The following is a 20,450-nucleotide window of genomic DNA, read 5'->3' as shown; positions in this document are numbered from 1 at the left end:
CTTAGCGTTTTCACGATCTCGCTTGAAGTGGGGGATTCCTACGAACAGTGCCTGCTTGTTCCTCCTTGCTCGAAACAGCGGCTTCACTTCTATTAGTAGGCGAGCCCCGTAGTCCCTACGGTTGGGTTGCTTCAAAAAGGCGTAATCCTTCTGCTAAAATGTTGCGACTTGCATTGATGTCGCGGTCGAGTGTCGTGTGGCATGATGAACAAGTCCATTCGCGAATTTCTAAGGCTTTCTTGCCATCATGATGCCCACATACATGGCATAGTTGGCTTGATGGGAAGAAGCGATTGGTTTTCACGATTGTTCGGCCATACCACTTCGCTTTGTACATCAGTTTTTGCACAAACGAAGACCAGGATACGTCACGAATCGCTTTTGCTAGTTTATGATTTTTCAGCATGCCTTTGGTGTTCAAATCTTCGATACAAATGACATCGTACTGACGAATGAATGCCGTCGTCAACTTGTGTAAGAAGTCCTCTCGCTGAAACGCCACTTTTTCACGCAAACGCGCCACTTTACGGCGTTGTTTTTGGTAGTTCATGCAGTCTCGTAAAACCTGGTTGTCTTTTTTCGCTTGTTCGTAACGGCGTGAAAGTTTTCGCTGCTCACGTTTTAACTTTTGTTCCATCTTAGCCGTAAAGCGTTGGTTATCGACTTTACGTCCATCGGAAAGAATCGCGAAATCGGTGATGCCTAAATCAATGCCAATTGCTTGATGGGTTTTTGGTAGGGGCTGAAATTCGGGGACTTCGCACGTAATGGACACCGAAAAACGCCCACTCGCATGGTAATGAATCGTTGCACGCATAATTCGACCTTCGAGCGCGCGAGTTTGTTTGAATTTGACGAGTCCTAGTTTGGGTAACTTGATTTTGTTGCCGACAATCGCAATATTGTGATTCGTATTTTTGGTCGTATAGCTTTGCACGGCGTTTTTCTTGCTTTTGAAACGCGGATAGTTGTTTTGTTTCTTGAAAAAACGCCCGAATGCATCCACGAGCTGTTCACAGGAGGTTTGTAAGGCCACACTATCTACGTTGCGTAACCAGGCTGTCTCGTCCTGTTTTTTCAGTTTTGTCAGCAGTTTAGACATACTGGAGCGATTTAAGCCTTTTCCTTCTTCTTTGTATGCTGTATTCCATAATGAAAGAAAATGGTTATAGACAAAACGACAATGACCGTGCGTTTGATGAATCAACGCTTGTTGGTCTTTGTTCGGATAGAGACGAAATGGGTATGCTTTGTAGAGCATGGCGAACACCTCCTTGTTTGCCTTCTAGTTTAACACAAACAAATGTTCCATTTCTACTTTTAAGCACCGCATTCATCCCCCACCTACTCGCTCCACGCGTTGAGGAGGGTGTCTTCTGCGAAAAAATGATAAAACGGAATAGATCCGCTGCGTATCCGTTATGGTGAGCGTTAATACGAAAAAGCCACAAATGTGAAGTGGCCCCTAAAAGTTAGACACGGTTATTTCGTTTAAGCGGCTTGTATAAAATGAGTTCGGTATTGTACCGGGCTCATTTTTTTGCTTTTAATTCTATTTAAATTGCTCTAAATCTAAGAAATATAATATAGGATTTTTACTTTTTCTCAAAAAATTGAGTTATGTCCCAGTTTCGTTTCTATTTATTAATTATGAAAGTCATAAAGAGATATTAAGGAAGTTACTTTCCAAAATACAAAATGTAAAGTACACTTAACTTAAAGTAAAGCTAACTTTACAAAAAGGAGGATTTAAGATTAAAAATAATATAAAGGTTTTACGAGCTCAACACAGTATGACGCAGGACCAGTTGGCAGAAAATCTTTCTGTATCTAGACAAACTATTATTTCACTTGAAAAAGAGAAATATAATCCGTCCATCATTTTAGCTTTTAAGTTAGCAGAAATTTTTAACTGCAAGATTGAAGATGTATTTATTTATGAGGGGGATTCTGAATGAAAAAAGCACGTGAAAATCAATTAACATACTTGTTTTTAGCAATTATTATGATTCCGTTAGGTGTTTATCTCAATTATCCACACATTGCAAAAGGTGAGTTTCCAGAGCCGATTATGATATTTTTTTTAGGTACTAGCGCAATAATGATGTCTTATTTGTCACCTCATTTATTTCCGAAAGATGAGCGCGCAAAAGAAATTGTAGGTCGTAGCATGACAGCTAATTACTTTACATTATTCGGAGCATTCCTTATTCTATTTTTGTTAACTGGCTCGCTAGGACCTCTCGTTTTAAGTGCTACGCAAGTTCTATTAGTTTTATTTTGCGTTATGATCACAGCAATTCCGTTAACAATGGTTATTTATTCAAGATTAATTTAATGAATAATTAATCTATACAATCTTATTCAAAAAGCGAAGAAAATATAACATTAAAAATTGAGAAACACTAACGCAGAAGTTCTTAAATGTATTTAAGCAAACGGTTTTTTAGTGGAATAAGGATTTATAACGTATACATAAATAAATCAAATAACGTACCCAAATAATGGTTTGTGAAGATTTCTTCTGCAACAAATTTGTTGCAGAATTTTTTGTGTTGATTTTATAGAATTTGAAAAACCATAATTTTATAGGTGGGAATAAAATGACGAAACGAATTGTTACTCTCAGTGAGTATAATCCTAAATGGGAAAATGAATTTAAATATGAAAAAAACGAATTGCTAATGTTATCGGTGATAAAATTTTAGGGATTGAACATATTGGTAGCACTTCTATAAACGGATTAAAAGCTAAGCCAGTAATTGATATCCTTGTGGGCGTGCAAGATTTAGAGGAAATATCTAACTTTATTCTTCCCCTTAGTGAAATTGAATATGAATATGTACATAAACCTGAGTTTAAAGAGAGAAGATTTTTTAGGAAGGGATTATGGGGACAGGGTACTTGCCACCTGCATATTTGTAAATTTAATAGCAACGAGTGGATAGAAAAATTGTTATTTCGAGATTATCTTAGACTAAATCCCGATGTAGCTAAAGAATATGCTGCCTTAAAAAAAGTACTTGCTTCTAATTATAAATTCGATAGACCAACGTATACAAAGAAAAAAGAACCGTTTATCAGAACGATTATCGAAATAGCTAAGATAAAAATCCAAGCTAGCAATCAGGAGTGATAGGTATGATTATTGAAATTGATGGTTACTTTAACCAAGCTATTCTTACAGGAAGAAAATGCTCAAAACAACATTTGAAACAAATGTATCTCCAAACAAAAGAATTGACCTTGGACACTCGTAATCTTCCTACTATTTTTTGCGAATTTCATAAATTTGAGCAAGTCCCTTATTCAAAAGATATTAAAGTTGATTATGTGATAGATACAGACAGAATTTATTCACCTTCATACATATAATTTCGGGTAGTGAAAGTACTCAAGAAAAAGCGTTATCAGGACTTACGGAATTCGGTTGATTTTGTTTCCTAAACAGCACTTTGGTAATGTTTGTATAACGGTAGCGATATGAGTCGTTCAAATGTACACCAGGAGATGGGTTGAACATTCAGCTTGTCTTAACTTCATAGGTGTATTTGTTATGTTATAAGGGTAAATATAGAGTATTATATGAGTTATAGATGAGTATTATTAGTGAGGTGTTAATTATGGCAACTATAGAAAAACGAACAAAACGTTTACAGGTACAAATTGATGCGGAATTGTTACAACAAGCAGACATCATTCTTGATTCCGTTGGACTGACTCAAAAGGCTGCACTTACAGCTTTTTATAAACAACTTGTCATTCAAGGGAAAATCCCGTTTGAACTACAAGCATCGGAGAAAGACAAAGCGAACGCGCGTTTATTAGCTGTAACAGCAGATATTCCTAGTGTGAAGATGAACAAGGCAGAATTTGAGGATTGGTTAGAAGAAGATGAATACTAGTGATATCGGCTTTTGTTATGTTAGCTTCAAAGGGGCAGAGGGTGGAAAAAGACGACCTGTTTTCATATTATCCATAATGGAAAGCGAAGTAACATTCTTTTCAATTTCGTCTAAATATGCGTCCAAATCAGCTTATATCAGAGCGCAATATTTTGAAATAGTTGATTGGCGAGGCGCGGGTCTACCGAAAGCAAGTTGGATAGATATTGACTCAAAAAGAACAATGGATATTTCAGATGTTAGCTTTGATTTAGTGGGTACATTACCGCCAAGCGCAGTTAATGACCTGGCAGACTTTATAGAGAGTTACCCCGCACGTATAGCAACAATGCGCCAATAGTTGAAGTCCCTAGAAATAGGGACTTTTTTTGTATGGTCAAGAAGCGGGAATATAGCGCGTTTTGACTGCACAGTTAGGACTAAAAGCATTCCTCAAAAAAATCTACGACCGTTGATTTAACAGCGGTCGTAGATTTTTTAAATTTTATTTAGACAAACGAGTAAAATGATTTTGATGATGACGCCCAACCGGCACGATAAGCGGTGTGTGAGAAACCGGGTCGTTGATAATCTGGCAATCAAGCGCAAATGTTTCTTTAATAAGCGCTGGTGTCACAATATCAGTCGGTTTCCCTTCAGCGATTAGATTTCCTTCTTTTATAGCGAATAAATAATCGGCATAGCGCGCCGATAAGTTAATATCATGCAGTACCATGACGATTGTCGTGCCATATTGTTGATTGAGGTCGGTCAATAAATCGAGAATTTCGACTTGATACGTGATATCTAAATAGGTCGTAGGTTCATCTAAAAATAAAATGTCGGTTTGTTGTGCAAGCGCCATCGCAATCCAAACGCGCTGACGTTGACCACCGGATAATTCATCGATAGAACGATCCGCAAATTCCGTAATATGCATCATGTCAAGTGCATTAGCTACCGCTTCATAGTCTTTTGACGACCAACTTTTAAAAAGTGTTTGATGCGGGAAGCGGCCACGCCCGACTAAATCTGCTACCGTAATCCCTTCTGGTACAATCGGGGATTGCGGCAATAACCCTACTTTTTGCGCAAGTTGCTTTGACGGCATCTGATGAATCGATTTGCCATCAAGCATAACTTGTCCATTCATCGGCTGCATAAGGCGCGCCATCGTTTTTAAAAGCGTCGATTTCCCGCAACCATTCGCACCGATAATAATGCTTACTTGATTGCTTGGAATGGTTAAGCTCACTTCGTTTAAAATCAATTTATTAGCATAGCCTGCTTGTAGTTTATCCGTTTGAAATAGATGTGTTGTCACTTAAATAACTCCCTTTCGATTGATGCGAATCAGTAAGTAAATTAAATACGGTGCACCAACAATTCCCGTAATAACACCAACTGGATAGCGCGTTTCAAACGCAAATTGGCCGATTAAATCCGCGCCAAGCACTAAAATAACGCCAATGAACCCAGCAGGGAGTATATTGGAAAATGCTGAGCCCACAATGCGCTGTGCAATCGGTCCGGCAAGAAAGGCAACAAATGCGATGGGGCCTGTTGTCGCCGTAGCGAGCGCAATCAACATAACGGCACAAATAATTAACACAACGCGCGTTTTATTCGTGTTAACGCCGAGTGCGGTCGCAGCTTGTTCACCGAGCTCAAGCATCGAAAGCCGCTTCGAGCAATACAAAACAATCGGCATCGCACAAAAAATACAGAGCATTAACGACATAATCATCGGCATATTCGCGCTATTTAAACTACCGCTTAACCAGCGTAGGACAGTCGGTAAATCATTCGTTTTGCCGATAAGCATCATATACGAAATCGCTGCGCTAAGCATGGCTTGAATGCCGATACCAATTAAAATGAGACGGCCGATTGCGAACGCGTTTTGTTTTGATAATACATAAATAATGAGCACTGTTACTAAGCCACCAGCAATCGATGAGAGTGATAATACGAGGTTGCTCGCATGGAATAACACGATGCAGCATACCGCAGCGGCACTTGAGCCTGTTGTGACACCAATAACATCTGGATTGGCGAGTGGGTTACGGAGCATCGTCTGAAAAATGTAGCCACCGACACCAAATGAAAAGCCAGCAAAAAGGCCCGCAAGCATGCGTGGTAGGCGAATTTCATTAATCGCAAAAGAGGAACCTGGGATTACGTCGCCCATTAAGACGCGGATAATCTCTTGCACCGGATAAATTGTATTGCCAAGCATCATCATCGCCGCACAAAGTAGGAGTACTATACTAGCTAGGAGTAGCGTTGTCCCTATAAATTTTACGCGACGTTTTTTACGAGTAGTCATCATTTGCTGAATTGTTGGATTTATCATATGGCACGCATCTTCGCTTTCATTGTAATTAAAATTAAAATAGGAGCGCCAATAAAGGCGGTTAAAATGCCGACTTCCAATTCGCCAGGGCTACCGAGGAAGCGCCCGCAAACGTCAGAAATCGTCAAAATACTAGCACCGGCGAGCGCCGCAAGTGGCACAATAAAGCGAATGTCTGCACCGATAACAAGGCGAATTAAATGCGTTGCAAGTAAACCGATAAAGCCAATGGGTCCGGCCAGTGCCGTCACAACCCCGCATAATAACACACCGGCAAAGGCAGCAATCATTCGTAGCATCCCCGTACGAACGCCGAGCCCAGTCGCAACTTCATCGCCAAGTGCTAACGCATTTAACGCAGGGGCTGTACAAATGGCCAGCAATATCCCGATGAGCAGAAACGGCAATAATAACTGCACCGATGTCCAATTGCCAGCACCGACACTACCAACTTGCCAAAAACGAAATTCATCGATGACATTTGTACGCGGAATCATAATCGCTGTTACAAGCGACGATAAGATGGCGCTTGTCGCAGCTCCGGCCAATACGAGTTTGAGCGGCGTTGCACCGCTTGCGCCCAACGAGCCGATACTAAAGACGAAAATCGCCGTGATGATTGCACCGATAATCGCAAGCCAAATATAATCACTCGCCGCGCTACTATTGAAAAAAGCGATACCGCATACAACGAATAGGGAAGCGCCGGTATTGACACCTAAAATACTTGGATCGGCAATTGGGTTTCGTGTAACGGACTGCATTAAGGCACCTGAAACACCTAATGCCGCACCGCACATAATACTAAAAATTGTGCGTGCTATCCGCTGACGAACGACTGTCGCTTCGTGAGACGTCACATCCGGATGGAAAAGCCCATCGATAATGCCCGTAAAGCTAACAGCACGCGACCCAAACGCAACAGACAGCACGATACTACTGAGAAATAAAATAAGCAAAAGCATGCTTACCACGACGAGATGTTTTGGCAGCAGCATTTGCTTATTTTTAAGAGCGAGCGACGTCATTATTGAACGTTTTCTGCCGCTTCGGCAATTTTCGATACATAGTCATCAATTGTGTAAGGAATCGATAACGGGGTTGGCGTCCCAGCTGCAGCGAGCGGTGTATTATCTTCTACGACAACGACATTACCTGCTTTAATCGCCGGTACTTTACCGAGAATAGGGTCTTTTTGTAATGCTTTTAATGTCGTATCATCCCCATACGTTACAAAAATTTCAGCGTCGTTTAAGGCATCGGCATTTTCAGCGCTTAGCTCAATATAAAAACTCGCGTCATCCTTCACTTGTTTTTGAATACTTGCAGGGTAAGTCATACCTAATTCCTCCAGCATTTCACCGCGTGGGTCGGCTGTTGTATAAACGTAAAATTTAGAGAAATCTTTCGCATCAAAGGCAACAAAAGCAGCTTGTTTGCCTTGAATAGCTGGATATTTTGCGACGGCATCTTGGATTGTTTTTTCGGTATCTTTAATTAATTGCGCACCTTCTTTTTCCATGCCCATTGCCAGCGCATCATATTTAATCATATCGCGCCATGATGTTACCCACGGTTGTGCTTGATACGCAACAACGGGGGCAATTTCACTTAATTTATCGTAATCTTCTTGTGTTAAACCTGAATAAGCGGCCAAAATAACATCTGGTTGTGAATCAGCAATCGCTTCAAAATCTAAGCCGTCGGTATCTTGATAAATCGTTGGCTTGTTTTCACCAAGCTCAGCCGCTTTTTGTTGTGTCCAAGGAAGCATCCCTGTGTCATTATCTTTAATGCCGTAGTTTGCGGCAGAGAAGCCCACTGGCACCGTACCTAATGCGAGCGCCACATCTTGGTTTCCCCAAGCGATTGTTGCGATACGTTGTGGCTTTTTGTCAATCGTTGTCGTGCCAAGTGCGTGTTTAATTTTGATTGGATATTGACTATCTGAAGCGGTTTTGTTGGCGTCATCCGCTGATTTAGGTGCTTCATTTGATGAACAAGCACCTAACACAAGCGCAAATAGGGCAGCCATCATGAATAGAAGCCATGATTTCGTCGATTTTTTCATCTGTATTAACCTCTCTTATTTATGTATTTTAGTTGAGAATAATTCTCACTAAATGAAATATATAGTGCGAAGAAGATCATGTCAATGCTGTGTGGCACGCTAAAATCGTTGTATTTTTACTATTTTTAAGCACATATCCATTTATCTACAGCGAATACAGCCATATAAAACAGCAAATATCCATCCTTTTTTTCATTATATAAGGAATCACTTATTTACAAATGGCGATAATAGCGCTACTATATAAGCGAATACTTATTTAGAGAGAAGGGTTTTATGGACATTTTACAATTGGAACGTCAATTAAAGGCAGTCGCTGATGCGAATCGCTTAAAATTACTCGCTTGTTTAACAGACGGCGAAGTATGTGTGTGTGATTTTGTCGATGTATTAGGCATTTCACAGCCCGCGGTTAGTCAACAACTGAAAAAATTAAAAGAAGCGGGCATTGTATTAGAACGCAAAGAGGGCACATGGAAGTATTATCGCTTATCTGAGTCCCTATCACCGGTCGTACAAGCGGTCATCGCGCAATTACCGGGTGATAACCGCTGTCATTGTGAGGGTTCATCATGCTGTTAGCGAGTAGTATTTTTATTGTGACACTCATTTTTGTTATTTGGCAGCCAAAGGGATTGAATATTGGCTGGTCGGCAACGGCAGGGGCACTTCTTGCACTCATAGCCGGTGTAGTGACGATGAATGATGTGTGGACGGTTGTTGGTATTACGTGGAACGCCACGCTATCATTTGTCGCCATCATTATTATTTCGTTAATTTTAGATGAAATCGGGCTATTTGAATGGGCGGCACTTCATATGGCACGTATCGCAAAAGGGAACGGCATCAAAATGTTTGTGCTTGTGAGCTTACTCGGGGCGGTTGTCGCGGCATTATTTGCGAATGACGGCGCGGCGCTTATTTTAACGCCAATCGTTCTTGCGATGGTACGTCATTTAAACTTTAGTGAAAAAATGATTTTCCCGTTTATTATGGCAAGCGGTTTTATCGCCGATACGACGTCGCTGCCATTTGTCATTAGTAATCTTGTCAACATTGTATCCGCCGATTTCTTTGGCATTGGCTTTATGGAATATGCGCTGCGTATGCTGTTGCCAAATTTATTCTCGATTATCGCAACCATTGTCGTGTTATTACTCTATTTCAGAAAAAATATTCCGCGTACATATGATGCGTCGATGTTAAAAGAGCCACGCGCTGCGATACGTGATCCGAAGTTATTTAAATTATCATGGCTCGTACTAATTGTGCTTGTGATTGGCTACTTTAGTAGTGAAGCGTTAGCGATTCCCGTCTCGTTTATTGCTGGAAGCATCGCCATTATTTTCTTCCTACTAGCAACGAAAAGTTCCGTTGTTCAAACAACAGCTGTTATAAAAGGGGCACCGTGGAATATCGTCGTCTTTTCAATTGGCATGTATGTTGTCGTTTATGGTCTTGGGAATGCCGGGCTGACCGAGGCATTGGCTACGTTTATCGAATGGGCCGCAACGCATGGTTTATTCATAACGACCGTCATCATGGGCTTTTTAGCAGCGATTTTGTCATCGATTATGAATAATTTACCGACTGTCATGGTTAATGCGCTCGCCATTGCCGAAACGCATACGACCGGCGTCACGCGGGAGGCACTCATTTATGCGAATGTTATCGGCTCGGATTTAGGTCCGAAAATTACGCCGATTGGTTCGCTCGCAACATTAGTGTGGCTGTATGTCTTGTCACTAAAAGGCATCAAAATTTCATGGGGCACGTATTTTAAAACAGGGATTTTATTAACGGTGCCGATTCTTTTCATTACATTAATCGGACTTTATCTATCATTAAAATGGTTTTAAGGAGCACAGGGATGACACAAACAATTTATTTTTTATGTACCGGAAATTCATGCCGTTCACAAATGGCAGAGGGCTTTGCGAAGCGGTATTTACCGGATTGGCACGTTGAAAGTGCCGGGATTGAAGCACACGGTTTAAACCCAAAGGCTGTTAAGGCAATGGCAGAGGTTGGCATTGATATTTCGGCGCAGCAATCATCGGTCATTGACGAGGCGATTTTACAGCAAGCAACACTTATTGTGACATTGTGCGGGGATGCGGCGGATAAATGCCCGGTCACACCTGCGCATGTGACGCGTGTTCATTGGGGTTTTGACGACCCGGCGAAAGCAACCGGCAGCGAAGCGGAACAATGGCTCATTTTCCAACAAGTGCGCGATGCGATTCAACGACGTATTCAACAATTTGCAAAAACAGGAGTGTAGTATATGAAACAATTAACAATTTTAAATCAACCGACTGCGTGCTGTGACCCTTCATCGGGGTGTTGCGATACTACGTTGCCAGTCGCTATTATCGGTTCAGGTCCTATTGGTTTAGCGGCAGCAGCGCATTTAACAGCACATCAATTACCATTTTTTATTGTCGAAAAGGGGGAGCTTGCGGCAAACGTGCAATCGTGGGCACATGTGCGTCTTTTTTCTCCGTGGCAATACAATATAGATGCGGCGGCACAAGCATTGTTACAGCAAACGTCATGGGTAGCACCTGACCCTGATGTACTGCCAACAGGGAAGGCGCTTGTCGAGGACTACTTGGCACCACTTGCGGCATTATTTAGCGATAAACTGTATACGCATCATGAAGTAATTGCGATTACGCGTCAGAGAATGGACCGTATGAAATCTACGAAACGCGATAGTCAAGTCTTTCAATTATTTGTTCAAACACCAACGGGCTTAAAAACGATGAAAGCAAGTGCCGTAATTGATGCGACTGGCACATGGGGTCAGCCAAATCCAGCCGCAAGTCATGGTGTATTATTACCGGCTGAACAGGCATTAGCACCACGTATTGATTATCATATTCCAAATATCGCCGCAAACGAAACGACCTATGCCAATCAAGCTATAGCGGTTATTGGTGGCGGTCATTCAGCTATTCAGTCGATTTTACAGCTTGTGGCGTTAAAAGAGCGCTATCCACAAACGACCATTACATGGGTTTTACGAAAAAAACGTGTAGAAGATGCATTAGGTGGGGGAGCACAAGATGAACTAGCGGCACGTGGGGAGCTAGGACTTCAAATGGCGCAACTAATTCAGCAACAGACGATTGAAGTAGTGACCGATTTTATGGTGGAGTCACTTTATAACGACTCGGAAGGTATTACGTTAAAGGATGGTAAGAAAAAGTTACGCGGCTTTGATCGTCTAATTGTTAATACCGGAAGTCGGCCGAAGTTTGAGATGCATCAGGAACTGCGCTACGAAGCGGATGCGATTACCGAGGCTGTGCCAGCGCTTGCGGGATTGATTGATCCGAATTTGCATAGTTGTGGTACAGTAGAAGCGCACGGCGAAAAAGAACTGCGTCAACCAGAGCCTCATTTTTACATTGTAGGCGCCAAATCATATGGCCGAGCACCGACATTCTTAATGGCAACAGGTTATGAGCAAGTAAGGTCTGTTGTCGCTTATTTAGCCGGAGATTTTGAGGCGGCCGCTGCTGTGCAACTTACATTGCCTCAAACAGGTGTCTGTAATAGCGGAGCGGGTGGATGCTGTTAAATGTTAAAGTGAAACAAGGAATCACATTTGTGATTCCTTGTTTTTTTGTGCGATGACTAATAATGAACGGGGAGCGGCCGATATACATACTACGAATTGTCTTTTGAATGTAGTTTACATAATATATATTAGAGGAAGTTATGTAAATAACAGTGCATGACGAGAAATTTCCGTTTTTTATGTACATACGCCAAATTTCCGCTTCGTACAATGCCGCCACTAATATTCCTTATAATTGGAGCTTCTTAACACATTCACTCGCGATGTATGGTGATGATGTTTCACTGTACAAATAGCAATAGTTCTATAGCACGACGCCGGTGCCATTACAAATCCAATAAATAAAAAAAGACCCGTAATCGAGTCTTTTTGGGATCCTTTAATGCCGCTTCTACATACAGAATTAAAGATTTGTACTTCATCATATAAATAATAATTTTATGCGCTTAAAAAGTTAAAATGCCGTATTTTTTAGCACTTCATATCAAAAAAATACTAAAATTACAGCAAGCGATATTGATTCACCGGCCGCCCAATACCACCATATTGAATTTCAATGACGACAAGTTTTTGCTTTTCTAAAAAATCTAAATAACGACGTGCGGTCACACGCGCTAATCCGACACCATGCGCTACTTCCTCTGCAGAAATCGCCGCTTCCTGTGTGCCGATATACGTCACAATTTTCTCAAGTGTTGCTTTGTTAAGCCCTTTTGGCAATTCCTTCGATAAGGCCACGGTATGTGATTTATGTAGCAACTGGTCTAATTCTTGCTGCGACAATGCTTCTTTTGCCGCAAATTGTTGTTTATACGTCGCATAATTTTCAAGCGCCTCTTTCATGCGTTCAAACGAAAAAGGTTTCATAATATAATCAAATACGCCAAGATGGACAAGTTTCTCAATCGTGTCGCGGTCATTGGCAGCTGTCACGGCAATAACATCAACCGGCACTTGTCTTTCACGAATTTGCCGTAAGCTCTCAACGCCATCTTGCTTTGGCATATAAACATCGATAAACACGAGGTCAGGCTGTAATGCACTCGCCTTCTCTACCCCTTCAACACCATCTTTTGCGGTATCGATGACTTGAAAGCCTTTCACTTTCTCAATAAATTGCTGATTCACTTGTCGAACCATCGGATCATCTTCTACTAATAATACGCGTAACATGGTTACCCCCTACATTTCAAACGTCACGACAATACTTGTGCCAGCATTTGGTGTACTCTCCACCTCAATCGTGCCCTGTGCTTTTTTTATAATATCTTGAATTAAATATAAACCAATGCCATGATTTTGTGAATTTTTCGTCGTAAAACCGTTATCAAAAATACGCGCAAGTTGTGCTTCACTCATACCGATGCCGTTATCTTCGACTAAAATCGTTAGCACTTGATCGTTTTGGTCAATGCTAATCAGCAATTCCTTGTCGTCACTCGGCGATAACTGCAATGCATCAAAGCTATTTTCAATCAAGTTGCCAAGTAACACGACAAAATCTTGGAAATCGAGTGCTTGCGGTAAATATTCAAGTGAGCTCTGGTCATCAATTTCAACAATAATGCCGAGCTCTTTCCCGTGATTCACTTTACTTAATAATAAACCAGCTAAATTTTGATTTTGAATGCGCTCATGCAAGAAAGTTTGCAATTGGTCTTGCTCTTCCTTGACACCTTGAATGTATTGCAATGCTTCGCGGTAATTTCCTAACTGCATCAACCCTGCAACGGTATGCATTTTATTTTTATGTTCATGATTTTGAATGCGTAGTGCTTGAACAAATTCTTTCACGCCCGTTAATTCCTCGGCGAGCTTTTTTACATCGGTACGATCTTGGAAAATCGCAATCGCCCCTACTGTCTCCCCTTCAACTGCAATTGGCACACGGTTGGATAAAATCGTATGTTGATTAATTAATAACTCCTTATTGTAAATGGGCTGATTAAAATCTAAAATTTCCGGTAAGCGCGAGTCCGGTAAAATATCATATATATTTTGACCGAGTAAATCATCGTCGGTTACACCGAGAATTTGCTTGGCCTTCGTATTAAAAATCGTCACAATAAAATGATTGTCAATCGCAATAACCCCTTCATGCATCGCATTAAATGTTTCCGAACGCTCAATATACAGTTTCGCAATTTCATGTGGCTCATAATCTAATAACTCCCGCTTCATCCGGCGACTTAATAAAAAGGCCCCCCATGTCCCAAACAATAATGATAAACACGTCGCAAACATAATTTCATTACGCAAGTTCGCAACAATATCCACAAATGTCGGCAGTTGATACCCAACGAGCACAACGCCTACTTGTTCATGCTTGTTATTCATCACAGGTACAAATGCGCGCACAACGGTCCCTAAATCGCCTTTCGCTGTCGTCGTATAATAATGTTCGGTAAAGGCATCATCTAAATCATTCGATTGCGATTTTACGCCAATTAGCGCTTCTTTTGGGTGACTCAAGCGCACGCGGTCCATCGTGAGCACCACAATATAGTCTGCTTTATTCGTCGTTCGCACATCACGCACGGTCTTTTTTAATGTAGCAGCCTTTTGCTTATTCGTTAACTGTTGCGCCTCAAGTACTACCGGCAACTCTGGTAGCTTACCGACTGTTTGCGCGACGAGCATCGCTTGTTCTGTAATGCGTTCTTCTTCTGAATTTAAAATATTATTAATCACAAACAACCCTGAAATTAAAAATGAAAAAACAATAATAAAAAACGTTAAGGCCGTAATTTTGCCGGTCATTGATACTCGTTTACGTTCCACGTTCTACAGCCCCTCCCTAAACGACTCTATTTTAGCACGTTTCATATGGTAAAATAACCACTGGAATGAAAGGAGCGGAATTTATGCGTACCTATATCATCTCGGCATTGGCCATTTTAATGCTTGCTATCGGTATGTTTATGTTACCTAATTTAGCACAGCATACGCCTTATATAGATAGTGAACAACAAGGCCTCGATGAACAATTAACAATTCACTTTAGTCATGTCGTCGCAGAAAATACGCCAAAGGGTCGGACGGCGTTGTATTTTAAAGAATTAGTCGAAGAAAAATCAGGCGGTCAAATTCATGTCGAGCTTTATCCGAACGGCATGCTGTATAACGATGAAAATGAAATGGCCGCTCTACAGCGCAATGATGTTCAAATGATTGCGCCCACGTATTCAAAGATTTCTAATGATGTACCGGAATGGAGCGTGCTCGATTTACCATTTTTATTTAAAGACGAAGCGGAAATCGAACGCGTATTACACGGGGCAGTTGGTGAGGAACTACTCGAAACGCTTGAAGCAAAAGGAATGAAAGGGCTCGGTTTTTGGCAAAATGGATTTAAACAGATGATTGCAAAAGAGTCCCCGCTTCTCTCGCCTGCAGACTTCAATGACAAACAAATGCGCACAATGTCGAGTTCGATACTTGAGATGCAAGCGAAGCTACTCGGTGCTACCCCGCAAGACGTGTCATTTGATGCAGTGAATACCCTTCTTGAACAAGATGGCATTGATATACAAGAAAATACATTATCAAATATTTATTCAAAAAGTTTTTATAAAAAGGAGCCGTATATTACGTTATCGAATCACGGCATTCTCGGCTATGGTGTATTGATGAATAAATCATTTTGGGATGGTTTGTCGGCGGAATCTAAAGGGATTATTGCCGCTTCAATGGAGCAAGCAAGTGCCTGGAATGAACGCATGGCGCGCAAAATGAATGAGGATGATTATGAAAAAATGGTGGCGTATGGCACGTATTTTCACGCGCTATCAGCACAGGAAAAAGCACGTTGGCAGAAAACCTTGCAACCACTCTATGATGATTTTCATACCCAAAGCTATCATAAGATTTTGACGGATATTGAACAACAAGTACATTGAAAAAATATGAAGTGAAGAAGTATTTGATTTTTATGAATTTAAAAAAGAGAGCTGGATTATTCCAAGTTCTCTTTTTTTTGCAATAACCAAATAACTAATAAGAAAAAAAGAAAAGCGCCTGAGCCATCGCAGTGACTCGGACGCTTTTTTATTATTTCGAGTGATCTTTTAGCCATTTACTAACATAAGGATAGATTTCCTTTTGTGCATAGCGGCCCGTACAAACCGATACATGACCTGTTGGTACTTCGTGAAGTGTGTTTACTTTACTTGATACTTGCTCATTTAGCGCCTTAATTTGATCTGGCTGTACGATATTATCGCGTGTTGCACAGATGTTTAATAAGTTCGCTTTAATGTTTGAAAGCTTCACTTCTTGCCCGCGTACGGCTAATTCACCTTTAACGAGTTTATTGTCTTGATAGAAATCGCGAATCCATTGACGATATGCTTCCCCTGGGAATGGCACGCCGTCATTTAACCATTTTTGCATCAATTTCCATGTTAACACGGCATTGTCATTTTCAATACGACTAGCAAGCCCTACATACGTCCCAACAGAGTTTGAGATTGGACTTAGTAAACGGTTGCCATAATCAATCATTTCAAATGGGATATTGCCTAATGTATCGACCATTTTATCTAATTGGAATGTATTTTTATTTAACCAGTTTGTATAAAGCCCCGCATCTTCAAAATCGATTGGCGATGTCATTAATACAAGGTTTTTGATTGGTAAAATGTCATTGTAAAGTGATGTGAAAATCGTTGACATCGTACCACCCATGCAATAGCCGTAAATTGTTAATTCTTTCGCGTCCGCATCTTTTAAAACTTTTTTCGCGGCGCGCGGAATGTAATCGACGATATAATCGTCAAGCTTCATGTGGCGATCTTCATGCCCTGCTGTACCCCAATCAAGTAGGTAAACATCATGCCCATCATTCACTAAATATTCGATTAAGCTGTTTCCTGGATATAAATCTAAAATATACGCGCGGTTAATTAACGCATAAATGAATAAAATTGGCACCTTATTCGTTTTTTTCGTATGTGGCGCATAATGATACAATTTCGCTTTATTTTTTGTCCAGATGACTTCTTTCGGTGTTTGGCCTACTTGTGGCTCTGATTCAGTCGTAACAACCTCAGTAAAACGTTTCATTTTCTTCAAATCCTGTGGCACTACGGCTTCTTTCGGTAATTTCATCGCTTCGATCCATTGATCAAACGGTGCTGTCGGTATTCCATTACTCACAACAAAACCTCCAATATAAAAATAAGTAGTATGTTTCAATATCCTATGGCGGAAATACGAAGGATATCCAAAATGGTTTCATTTATTCTAGGCGCAGTTCTAAGTTGAAGAAAATGTCACAACCATTTGTAATAGGGTGTTATTTTTTTGCTTGCGGTGTGTTTTTAGCAGCAGGTGTTGCGACTGTTTTTACTTGTGCATTCGGTGCTGGTGTCGCCGGCTTTTGAGGTGCTGCTGGTGTCGCCGCAGCCTCTAACTGTTTTGTTAACAATTCAATGACCGTATCTAACTTCTTATCTAGACGATTTACAGTCGTTTTTAATTGTTTTATTTCTTTTGCCTGTGTATCGCTAACTTCATCTTGCACATCTAATTGATCTTCTAAATCAATTAATTTCGATTCCACATTAATAACTAGTGAAGCAATGCTTGCAATCTCATCGCGTGTTGGGACATTCACCTGTTTTAAGTAGGCTTCTGTCATGCCATTCACTAGCCCTTGATATTGTAAATATTGCTTCTGTACTTGGCCTAACCCTTCTGCGAATGCGGGTTGTTCAAGCGTTGATTGGATCGAGTCGCGAAAGGCGCTCTCTGTACGGTCGTACATCTCTTTCCAAATACCGAACGCATCAAATGGTTGATTCGTCACGTAAATTCCTCCTCTATCTATCAATAAAATCGTTTTACATTTTTCACTTTACCATAATATTCAATTATTTCAATTATTTTTACTGATTGGGAAAAGTTTTTTAAAACACTTGACACAAATTGCACATAGGTGTAAATTACACTTATAAGTAATTTGAAGATAGGTGATAGCAGTGAACTCAAAAAAACCACAAATTGGCGCACCAAAAAATATTTTAGTGCCGGTAATCTTACTCCATCTGCGTGATATTAACGCGTATGGCTACGAACTAATGGAAAAGCTGACGACATTTGGTATTGATTCCGTTGATCGAGGGAATTTTTACCGTATTTTACGGCAACTCGAGAAAGACGAGCTTGTCACTTCCGAGTGGAATACCGATGAAAATGGACCAGCAAAACGTATTTACGCCATTACAGAAGAAGGTCTAAGTTACTTAGATTTGTGGGCCGGTTCATTTGACGAATACCAAAAACTCTTAACGAACTTCTTCAAATTGTACAATCCGTTCCTTTTCGCTAGCACGCCAGCTAATAAAAAGACGGATGAAGCGGATGACATCAATGATTAGCAGCCAAGACTCCCCGCTCATGCTTGACACAAAAACATGATCACTATTAGGGAGGAAATTACACATGGCAAACGAACTATTAACAAAAAGCGTAGATATTATTTGGGACAACTGGTTAAACAGTGTAAAAGCAATCAACACCGTACAAGAGGATACTGAAAAACGCGCAGTAGAAGCATTTGAAACACAAAAATCAGCATTCGAACAAGCGCTTACAACATACAAAAACGTTGAAGAGCAATCAAACCAAGCAATTAAAGATTGGCACAAACAAGTTGCTACATCATTTGAAGCAATTACAACACCTGCACAATCTGCACAATTATCTGCCTGGTTCGATACATTAAAAGAAGTAACAGAACAAGCGCAAGAATTATCTTGGAAACCAAACCAAGCGGTAGTAGATTACATCCGCAACGCACAAACAGAATGGGAAAAAGCAATCAATGCAACGCTTACTGAACAAAAATCAGAGCGCCAAAAAGCATTAACAAACATTGAAGGCTTAACAGCAAAATTAAAAGAAAACCACAAAAATTTACTTGATTCAATCCCGGCAATTCCAGCGGTTCCTATCGTAAAATAAGCATTTATTAGAACCTGTTATGATACAGGTTCTTTTTATTTTCTTCTATTATATAACCTCGCTAACGAATGAAATCTATTTGTTAGTGAGGGTTTTTTGTCGTTCATACTATAAATCTATTTTCCAAAAAGTCTAAAGACCAAAAAGACCAAAAAAACCATTATGACCACAATATTCACAACATTACCAATTCGTACTACATTATGACTTGTAAGCGTTTTATTAAATACATACAAAGGGGTTTTAAGGATGAAAAAGTTCAACTTACGCAATTTAACGGTTCAAGTTGTGCTGGCGATTATTCTAGGGATTCTTGTAGGGGCAATCTTCCCTAGCTTTGGCGCACAGCTGAAAATTTTAGCAGATATTTTCATTAAATTGATTAAAATGCTCATCGCACCAATCATCTTCTTAACAGTTGTAACAGGTATTGGTAGCATGGGTGATATGAAAAAAGTCGGTAGTATCGGCTTAAAGGCATTAATTTATTTTGAAGTCATGTCAACGATTTCACTCGCAATTGGTTTTATCGTCGTACACCTTATTAAACCAGGTGAAGGCATTGATAAATCCGCGCTAGACAATAGTGCCGATATTAGTCAATACACAACGGCAGCTGAAAACCAAGATCACGGCATTCAAGCATTCATTATGAACATCTTACCGGAAAACTTCTTTGGTGCGATCGCCAATGGTGAATTACTTCCTGTACTCGTTTGTGCGGTATTCTTTGGTCTTGCGGCCGCTTCTATTGGCGACCCGGTCAAACCCGTCATTACACTTTGTGAACAAGCATCGCAAATCTTTTTCAAAATTGTCGGCATGGTCATGAAATTCTCACCACTTGCTGCATTTGGTGCGATGGCTTACACGATCGGTAATTTCGGTATGGAATCATTATGGAACCTCGGTAAACTAATGCTCGGTGTTTACATTACGATGGCTTTATTCGTTATTATCATTTTAGGGTTAGTGCTACGTTATGCCAAAGTGAATATTTTCAAATTCCTTGCGTATATTAAAGATGAATTATTAATTGTATTAGGAACATCTTCATCAGAATCGGCATTACCACTTATTATGAAAAAATTAGAGCGTTTCGGTTGTTCGAAACAAGTCGTTGGTCTTGTTGTTCCAACCGGTTATTCATTTAACTTAGATGGTACGGCCATCTACTTATCAATGGCTGCGATGTTTATCGCGCAAGTATACGACGTTCAATTATCCATTTGGCAACAAATCTATTTACTACTTATTTTAATGGTTACATCAAAAGGTGCTGCTGGCGTAACCGGCTCGGGCTTCATTACCTTAGCCGCCACACTCGCTGCATTCCCGATGATTCCGGTTGCAGGGATTGCCCTACTTATCGGTGTCGATCGCTTTATGTCAGAAGCGCGTGCGATTACAAACATTATTGGAAACTCTGTTGCAACAATCGTTGTCGCAAAATGGGAAGGCGAATACGACCCGAAACAGCATGATGTCCTCGTCGCTGAATTAAAAGAAGAAAAACGCTTGCGTCACGAGCACGTATAGCTACACAAAAAACCTTTCGCAAAATGGCGGAAGGTTTTTTTCTTT

At 40.6% G+C, this 20,450-nt stretch carries 23 protein-coding genes; 14 read left to right on the top strand and 9 right to left on the bottom strand.

All coding sequences use genetic code 11. The features are described 5' to 3' along the window. Positions 1-115: 115 nt before the first annotated feature. Positions 116-1,261 carry an IS200/IS605 family element RNA-guided endonuclease TnpB gene (tnpB, locus tag V514_RS0105635; protein ID WP_029498876.1) on the bottom strand — a complete coding sequence of 382 codons (1,146 nt, stop codon included), beginning with the start codon at positions 1,259-1,261 and terminating at the stop codon, positions 116-118. A gap of 493 nt (positions 1,262-1,754) precedes the next feature. On the opposite strand from tnpB, the gene V514_RS0105630 reads away from it, so the two are divergent. The 6 genes from V514_RS0105630 (at position 1,755) to V514_RS0105605 (ending at position 4,245) form a co-directional block, all read left to right on the top strand. Then, entirely contained in the window at positions 1,755-1,958 is a 204-nt protein-coding gene (locus V514_RS0105630; protein WP_029498875.1) for a helix-turn-helix transcriptional regulator, read from the top strand. Further along, positions 1,955-2,338, top strand: a complete 384-nt coding sequence (locus tag V514_RS0105625; RefSeq protein ID WP_029498874.1) for a hypothetical protein — start codon at positions 1,955-1,957, stop codon at positions 2,336-2,338. Before V514_RS0105630 ends, V514_RS0105625 begins: the two co-directional genes overlap by 4 nt. A 339-nt stretch (positions 2,339-2,677) precedes the next feature. After that, positions 2,678-3,136: a GrpB family protein gene (locus V514_RS18825; RefSeq protein ID WP_327059461.1), complete on the top strand. Its 459-nt coding sequence runs from the start codon at positions 2,678-2,680 to the stop codon at positions 3,134-3,136. A 5-nt stretch (positions 3,137-3,141) separates the two neighbouring features. After that, positions 3,142-3,375, top strand: a complete 234-nt coding sequence (locus tag V514_RS0105615; protein ID WP_029498873.1) for a hypothetical protein — start codon at positions 3,142-3,144, stop codon at positions 3,373-3,375. Positions 3,376-3,623: 248 nt separating this feature from the next. After that, positions 3,624-3,905 carry a type II toxin-antitoxin system RelB/DinJ family antitoxin gene (locus V514_RS0105610; RefSeq protein WP_029498872.1) on the top strand — a complete coding sequence of 94 codons (282 nt, stop codon included), beginning with the start codon at positions 3,624-3,626 and terminating at the stop codon, positions 3,903-3,905. Beyond that, entirely contained in the window at positions 3,895-4,245 is a 351-nt protein-coding gene (locus V514_RS0105605) for a hypothetical protein (RefSeq protein WP_029498871.1), read from the top strand. The genes V514_RS0105610 and V514_RS0105605 overlap by 11 nt, the downstream gene beginning before the upstream one ends. 144 nt (positions 4,246-4,389) lie before the next feature. On the opposite strand, the gene V514_RS0105600 is transcribed toward V514_RS0105605, so the two are convergent. Genes V514_RS0105600 through V514_RS0105585 form a run of 4 tightly spaced genes read right to left on the bottom strand, consistent with a single transcriptional unit; the run spans position 4,390 to position 8,311 of the window. Continuing rightward, the gene (locus V514_RS0105600) at positions 4,390-5,208 is read right to left on the bottom strand and encodes an ABC transporter ATP-binding protein (RefSeq protein ID WP_029498870.1); all 819 of its coding nucleotides are present in this window, start codon (positions 5,206-5,208) and stop codon (positions 4,390-4,392) included. Continuing rightward, positions 5,209-6,240, bottom strand: coding sequence for a FecCD family ABC transporter permease (locus V514_RS0105595; RefSeq protein WP_029498868.1), 1,032 nt, complete (start codon positions 6,238-6,240; stop codon positions 5,209-5,211). Further along, the gene (locus V514_RS0105590; RefSeq protein ID WP_029498866.1) at positions 6,237-7,268 is read right to left on the bottom strand and encodes a FecCD family ABC transporter permease; all 1,032 of its coding nucleotides are present in this window, start codon (positions 7,266-7,268) and stop codon (positions 6,237-6,239) included. Before V514_RS0105590 ends, V514_RS0105595 begins: the two co-directional genes overlap by 4 nt. Further along, positions 7,268-8,311, bottom strand: coding sequence for an iron-siderophore ABC transporter substrate-binding protein (locus V514_RS0105585; RefSeq protein WP_029498864.1), 1,044 nt, complete (start codon positions 8,309-8,311; stop codon positions 7,268-7,270). The genes V514_RS0105590 and V514_RS0105585 overlap by 1 nt, the downstream gene beginning before the upstream one ends. Positions 8,312-8,587: 276 nt before the next feature. Between V514_RS0105585 and V514_RS0105580 the strand changes: the two genes are divergently transcribed. Genes V514_RS0105580 through V514_RS0105565 form a run of 4 tightly spaced genes read left to right on the top strand, consistent with a single transcriptional unit; the run spans position 8,588 to position 11,900 of the window. After that, a complete protein-coding gene (locus V514_RS0105580) occupies positions 8,588-8,893 on the top strand; it encodes an ArsR/SmtB family transcription factor (protein WP_029498863.1) in 306 nt (101 codons plus the stop codon). After that, a complete protein-coding gene (locus V514_RS0105575) occupies positions 8,884-10,170 on the top strand; it encodes an arsenic transporter (protein ID WP_035944327.1) in 1,287 nt (428 codons plus the stop codon). The genes V514_RS0105580 and V514_RS0105575 overlap by 10 nt, the downstream gene beginning before the upstream one ends. A gap of 11 nt (positions 10,171-10,181) precedes the next feature. Further along, positions 10,182-10,595: an arsenate reductase (thioredoxin) gene (gene arsC, locus V514_RS0105570; protein WP_029498860.1), complete on the top strand. Its 414-nt coding sequence runs from the start codon at positions 10,182-10,184 to the stop codon at positions 10,593-10,595. A gap of 3 nt (positions 10,596-10,598) precedes the next feature. Continuing rightward, complete coding sequence (locus tag V514_RS0105565) at positions 10,599-11,900, top strand: NAD(P)-binding domain-containing protein (RefSeq protein ID WP_029498858.1); 1,302 nt, start codon at positions 10,599-10,601, stop codon at positions 11,898-11,900. A gap of 501 nt (positions 11,901-12,401) precedes the next feature. Here V514_RS0105565 and V514_RS0105560 read toward each other — a convergent pair. Both V514_RS0105560 and V514_RS0105555 read right to left on the bottom strand, forming a co-directional pair. After that, on the bottom strand, positions 12,402-13,073 hold the full coding sequence (locus V514_RS0105560) for a response regulator (protein WP_029498857.1): 672 nt from the start codon (positions 13,071-13,073) through the stop codon (positions 12,402-12,404). A 9-nt stretch (positions 13,074-13,082) separates the two neighbouring features. Then, a complete protein-coding gene (locus V514_RS0105555) occupies positions 13,083-14,660 on the bottom strand; it encodes an ATP-binding protein (RefSeq protein WP_035944432.1) in 1,578 nt (525 codons plus the stop codon). 104 nt (positions 14,661-14,764) lie between these two features. On the opposite strand from V514_RS0105555, the gene V514_RS0105550 reads away from it, so the two are divergent. Continuing rightward, positions 14,765-15,799, top strand: coding sequence for a DctP family TRAP transporter solute-binding subunit (locus V514_RS0105550; RefSeq protein WP_029498855.1), 1,035 nt, complete (start codon positions 14,765-14,767; stop codon positions 15,797-15,799). 151 nt (positions 15,800-15,950) lie between these two features. Here V514_RS0105550 and phaC read toward each other — a convergent pair whose 3' ends face one another. Both phaC and V514_RS0105540 read right to left on the bottom strand, forming a co-directional pair. Continuing rightward, complete coding sequence (phaC, locus tag V514_RS0105545; RefSeq protein ID WP_235073128.1) at positions 15,951-17,057, bottom strand: class III poly(R)-hydroxyalkanoic acid synthase subunit PhaC; 1,107 nt, start codon at positions 17,055-17,057, stop codon at positions 15,951-15,953. A gap of 139 nt (positions 17,058-17,196) precedes the next feature. After that, entirely contained in the window at positions 17,197-17,709 is a 513-nt protein-coding gene (locus V514_RS0105540) for a PhaR (protein WP_029498853.1), read from the bottom strand. Between the two features lie 172 nt (positions 17,710-17,881). Between V514_RS0105540 and phaQ the strand changes: the two genes are divergently transcribed. From phaQ to V514_RS0105525, 3 genes are all read left to right on the top strand, one after another. Next, entirely contained in the window at positions 17,882-18,280 is a 399-nt protein-coding gene (phaQ, locus tag V514_RS0105535; protein WP_029498851.1) for a poly-beta-hydroxybutyrate-responsive repressor, read from the top strand. A 64-nt stretch (positions 18,281-18,344) separates the two neighbouring features. Further along, positions 18,345-18,866 carry a PhaP protein gene (locus V514_RS0105530; RefSeq protein ID WP_029498849.1) on the top strand — a complete coding sequence of 174 codons (522 nt, stop codon included), beginning with the start codon at positions 18,345-18,347 and terminating at the stop codon, positions 18,864-18,866. A 249-nt stretch (positions 18,867-19,115) separates the two neighbouring features. Beyond that, a complete protein-coding gene (locus tag V514_RS0105525) occupies positions 19,116-20,405 on the top strand; it encodes a dicarboxylate/amino acid:cation symporter (protein WP_029498847.1) in 1,290 nt (429 codons plus the stop codon). Positions 20,406-20,450 lie beyond the last annotated feature (45 nt).

It is taken from the genome of Kurthia huakuii LAM0618 (genome assembly GCF_000505545.1).
Lineage (GTDB): Bacteria > Bacillota > Bacilli > Bacillales_A > Planococcaceae > Kurthia > Kurthia huakuii.
The sequence above is the reverse complement of the archived record's forward strand: the minus strand, read 5'-3'. Positions and strand labels throughout refer to the sequence as shown.

Coding starts and splice junctions, on each gene's coding strand:
- V514_RS0105605 (WP_029498871.1), top strand. CDS start 3,895: ATGAATACTAGTGATATCGGCTTTTGTTATGTTAGCTTCAAAGGGGCA.
- V514_RS0105585 (WP_029498864.1), bottom strand. CDS start 8,311: ATGAAAAAATCGACGAAATCATGGCTTCTATTCATGATGGCTGCCCTA.
- V514_RS0105525 (WP_029498847.1), top strand. CDS start 19,116: ATGAAAAAGTTCAACTTACGCAATTTAACGGTTCAAGTTGTGCTGGCG.
- tnpB (WP_029498876.1), bottom strand. CDS start 1,261: ATGCTCTACAAAGCATACCCATTTCGTCTCTATCCGAACAAAGACCAA.
- V514_RS0105560 (WP_029498857.1), bottom strand. CDS start 13,073: ATGTTACGCGTATTATTAGTAGAAGATGATCCGATGGTTCGACAAGTG.
- V514_RS0105610 (WP_029498872.1), top strand. CDS start 3,624: ATGGCAACTATAGAAAAACGAACAAAACGTTTACAGGTACAAATTGAT.
- V514_RS0105595 (WP_029498868.1), bottom strand. CDS start 6,240: ATGATAAATCCAACAATTCAGCAAATGATGACTACTCGTAAAAAACGT.
- V514_RS0105615 (WP_029498873.1), top strand. CDS start 3,142: ATGATTATTGAAATTGATGGTTACTTTAACCAAGCTATTCTTACAGGA.
- V514_RS0105590 (WP_029498866.1), bottom strand. CDS start 7,268: ATGACGTCGCTCGCTCTTAAAAATAAGCAAATGCTGCTGCCAAAACAT.
- V514_RS0105555 (WP_035944432.1), bottom strand. CDS start 14,660: ATGACCGGCAAAATTACGGCCTTAACGTTTTTTATTATTGTTTTTTCA.
- V514_RS0105530 (WP_029498849.1), top strand. CDS start 18,345: ATGGCAAACGAACTATTAACAAAAAGCGTAGATATTATTTGGGACAAC.
- V514_RS0105580 (WP_029498863.1), top strand. CDS start 8,588: ATGGACATTTTACAATTGGAACGTCAATTAAAGGCAGTCGCTGATGCG.
- V514_RS0105565 (WP_029498858.1), top strand. CDS start 10,599: ATGAAACAATTAACAATTTTAAATCAACCGACTGCGTGCTGTGACCCT.
- V514_RS0105575 (WP_035944327.1), top strand. CDS start 8,884: ATGCTGTTAGCGAGTAGTATTTTTATTGTGACACTCATTTTTGTTATT.
- arsC (WP_029498860.1), top strand. CDS start 10,182: ATGACACAAACAATTTATTTTTTATGTACCGGAAATTCATGCCGTTCA.
- V514_RS0105625 (WP_029498874.1), top strand. CDS start 1,955: ATGAAAAAAGCACGTGAAAATCAATTAACATACTTGTTTTTAGCAATT.
- V514_RS0105550 (WP_029498855.1), top strand. CDS start 14,765: ATGCGTACCTATATCATCTCGGCATTGGCCATTTTAATGCTTGCTATC.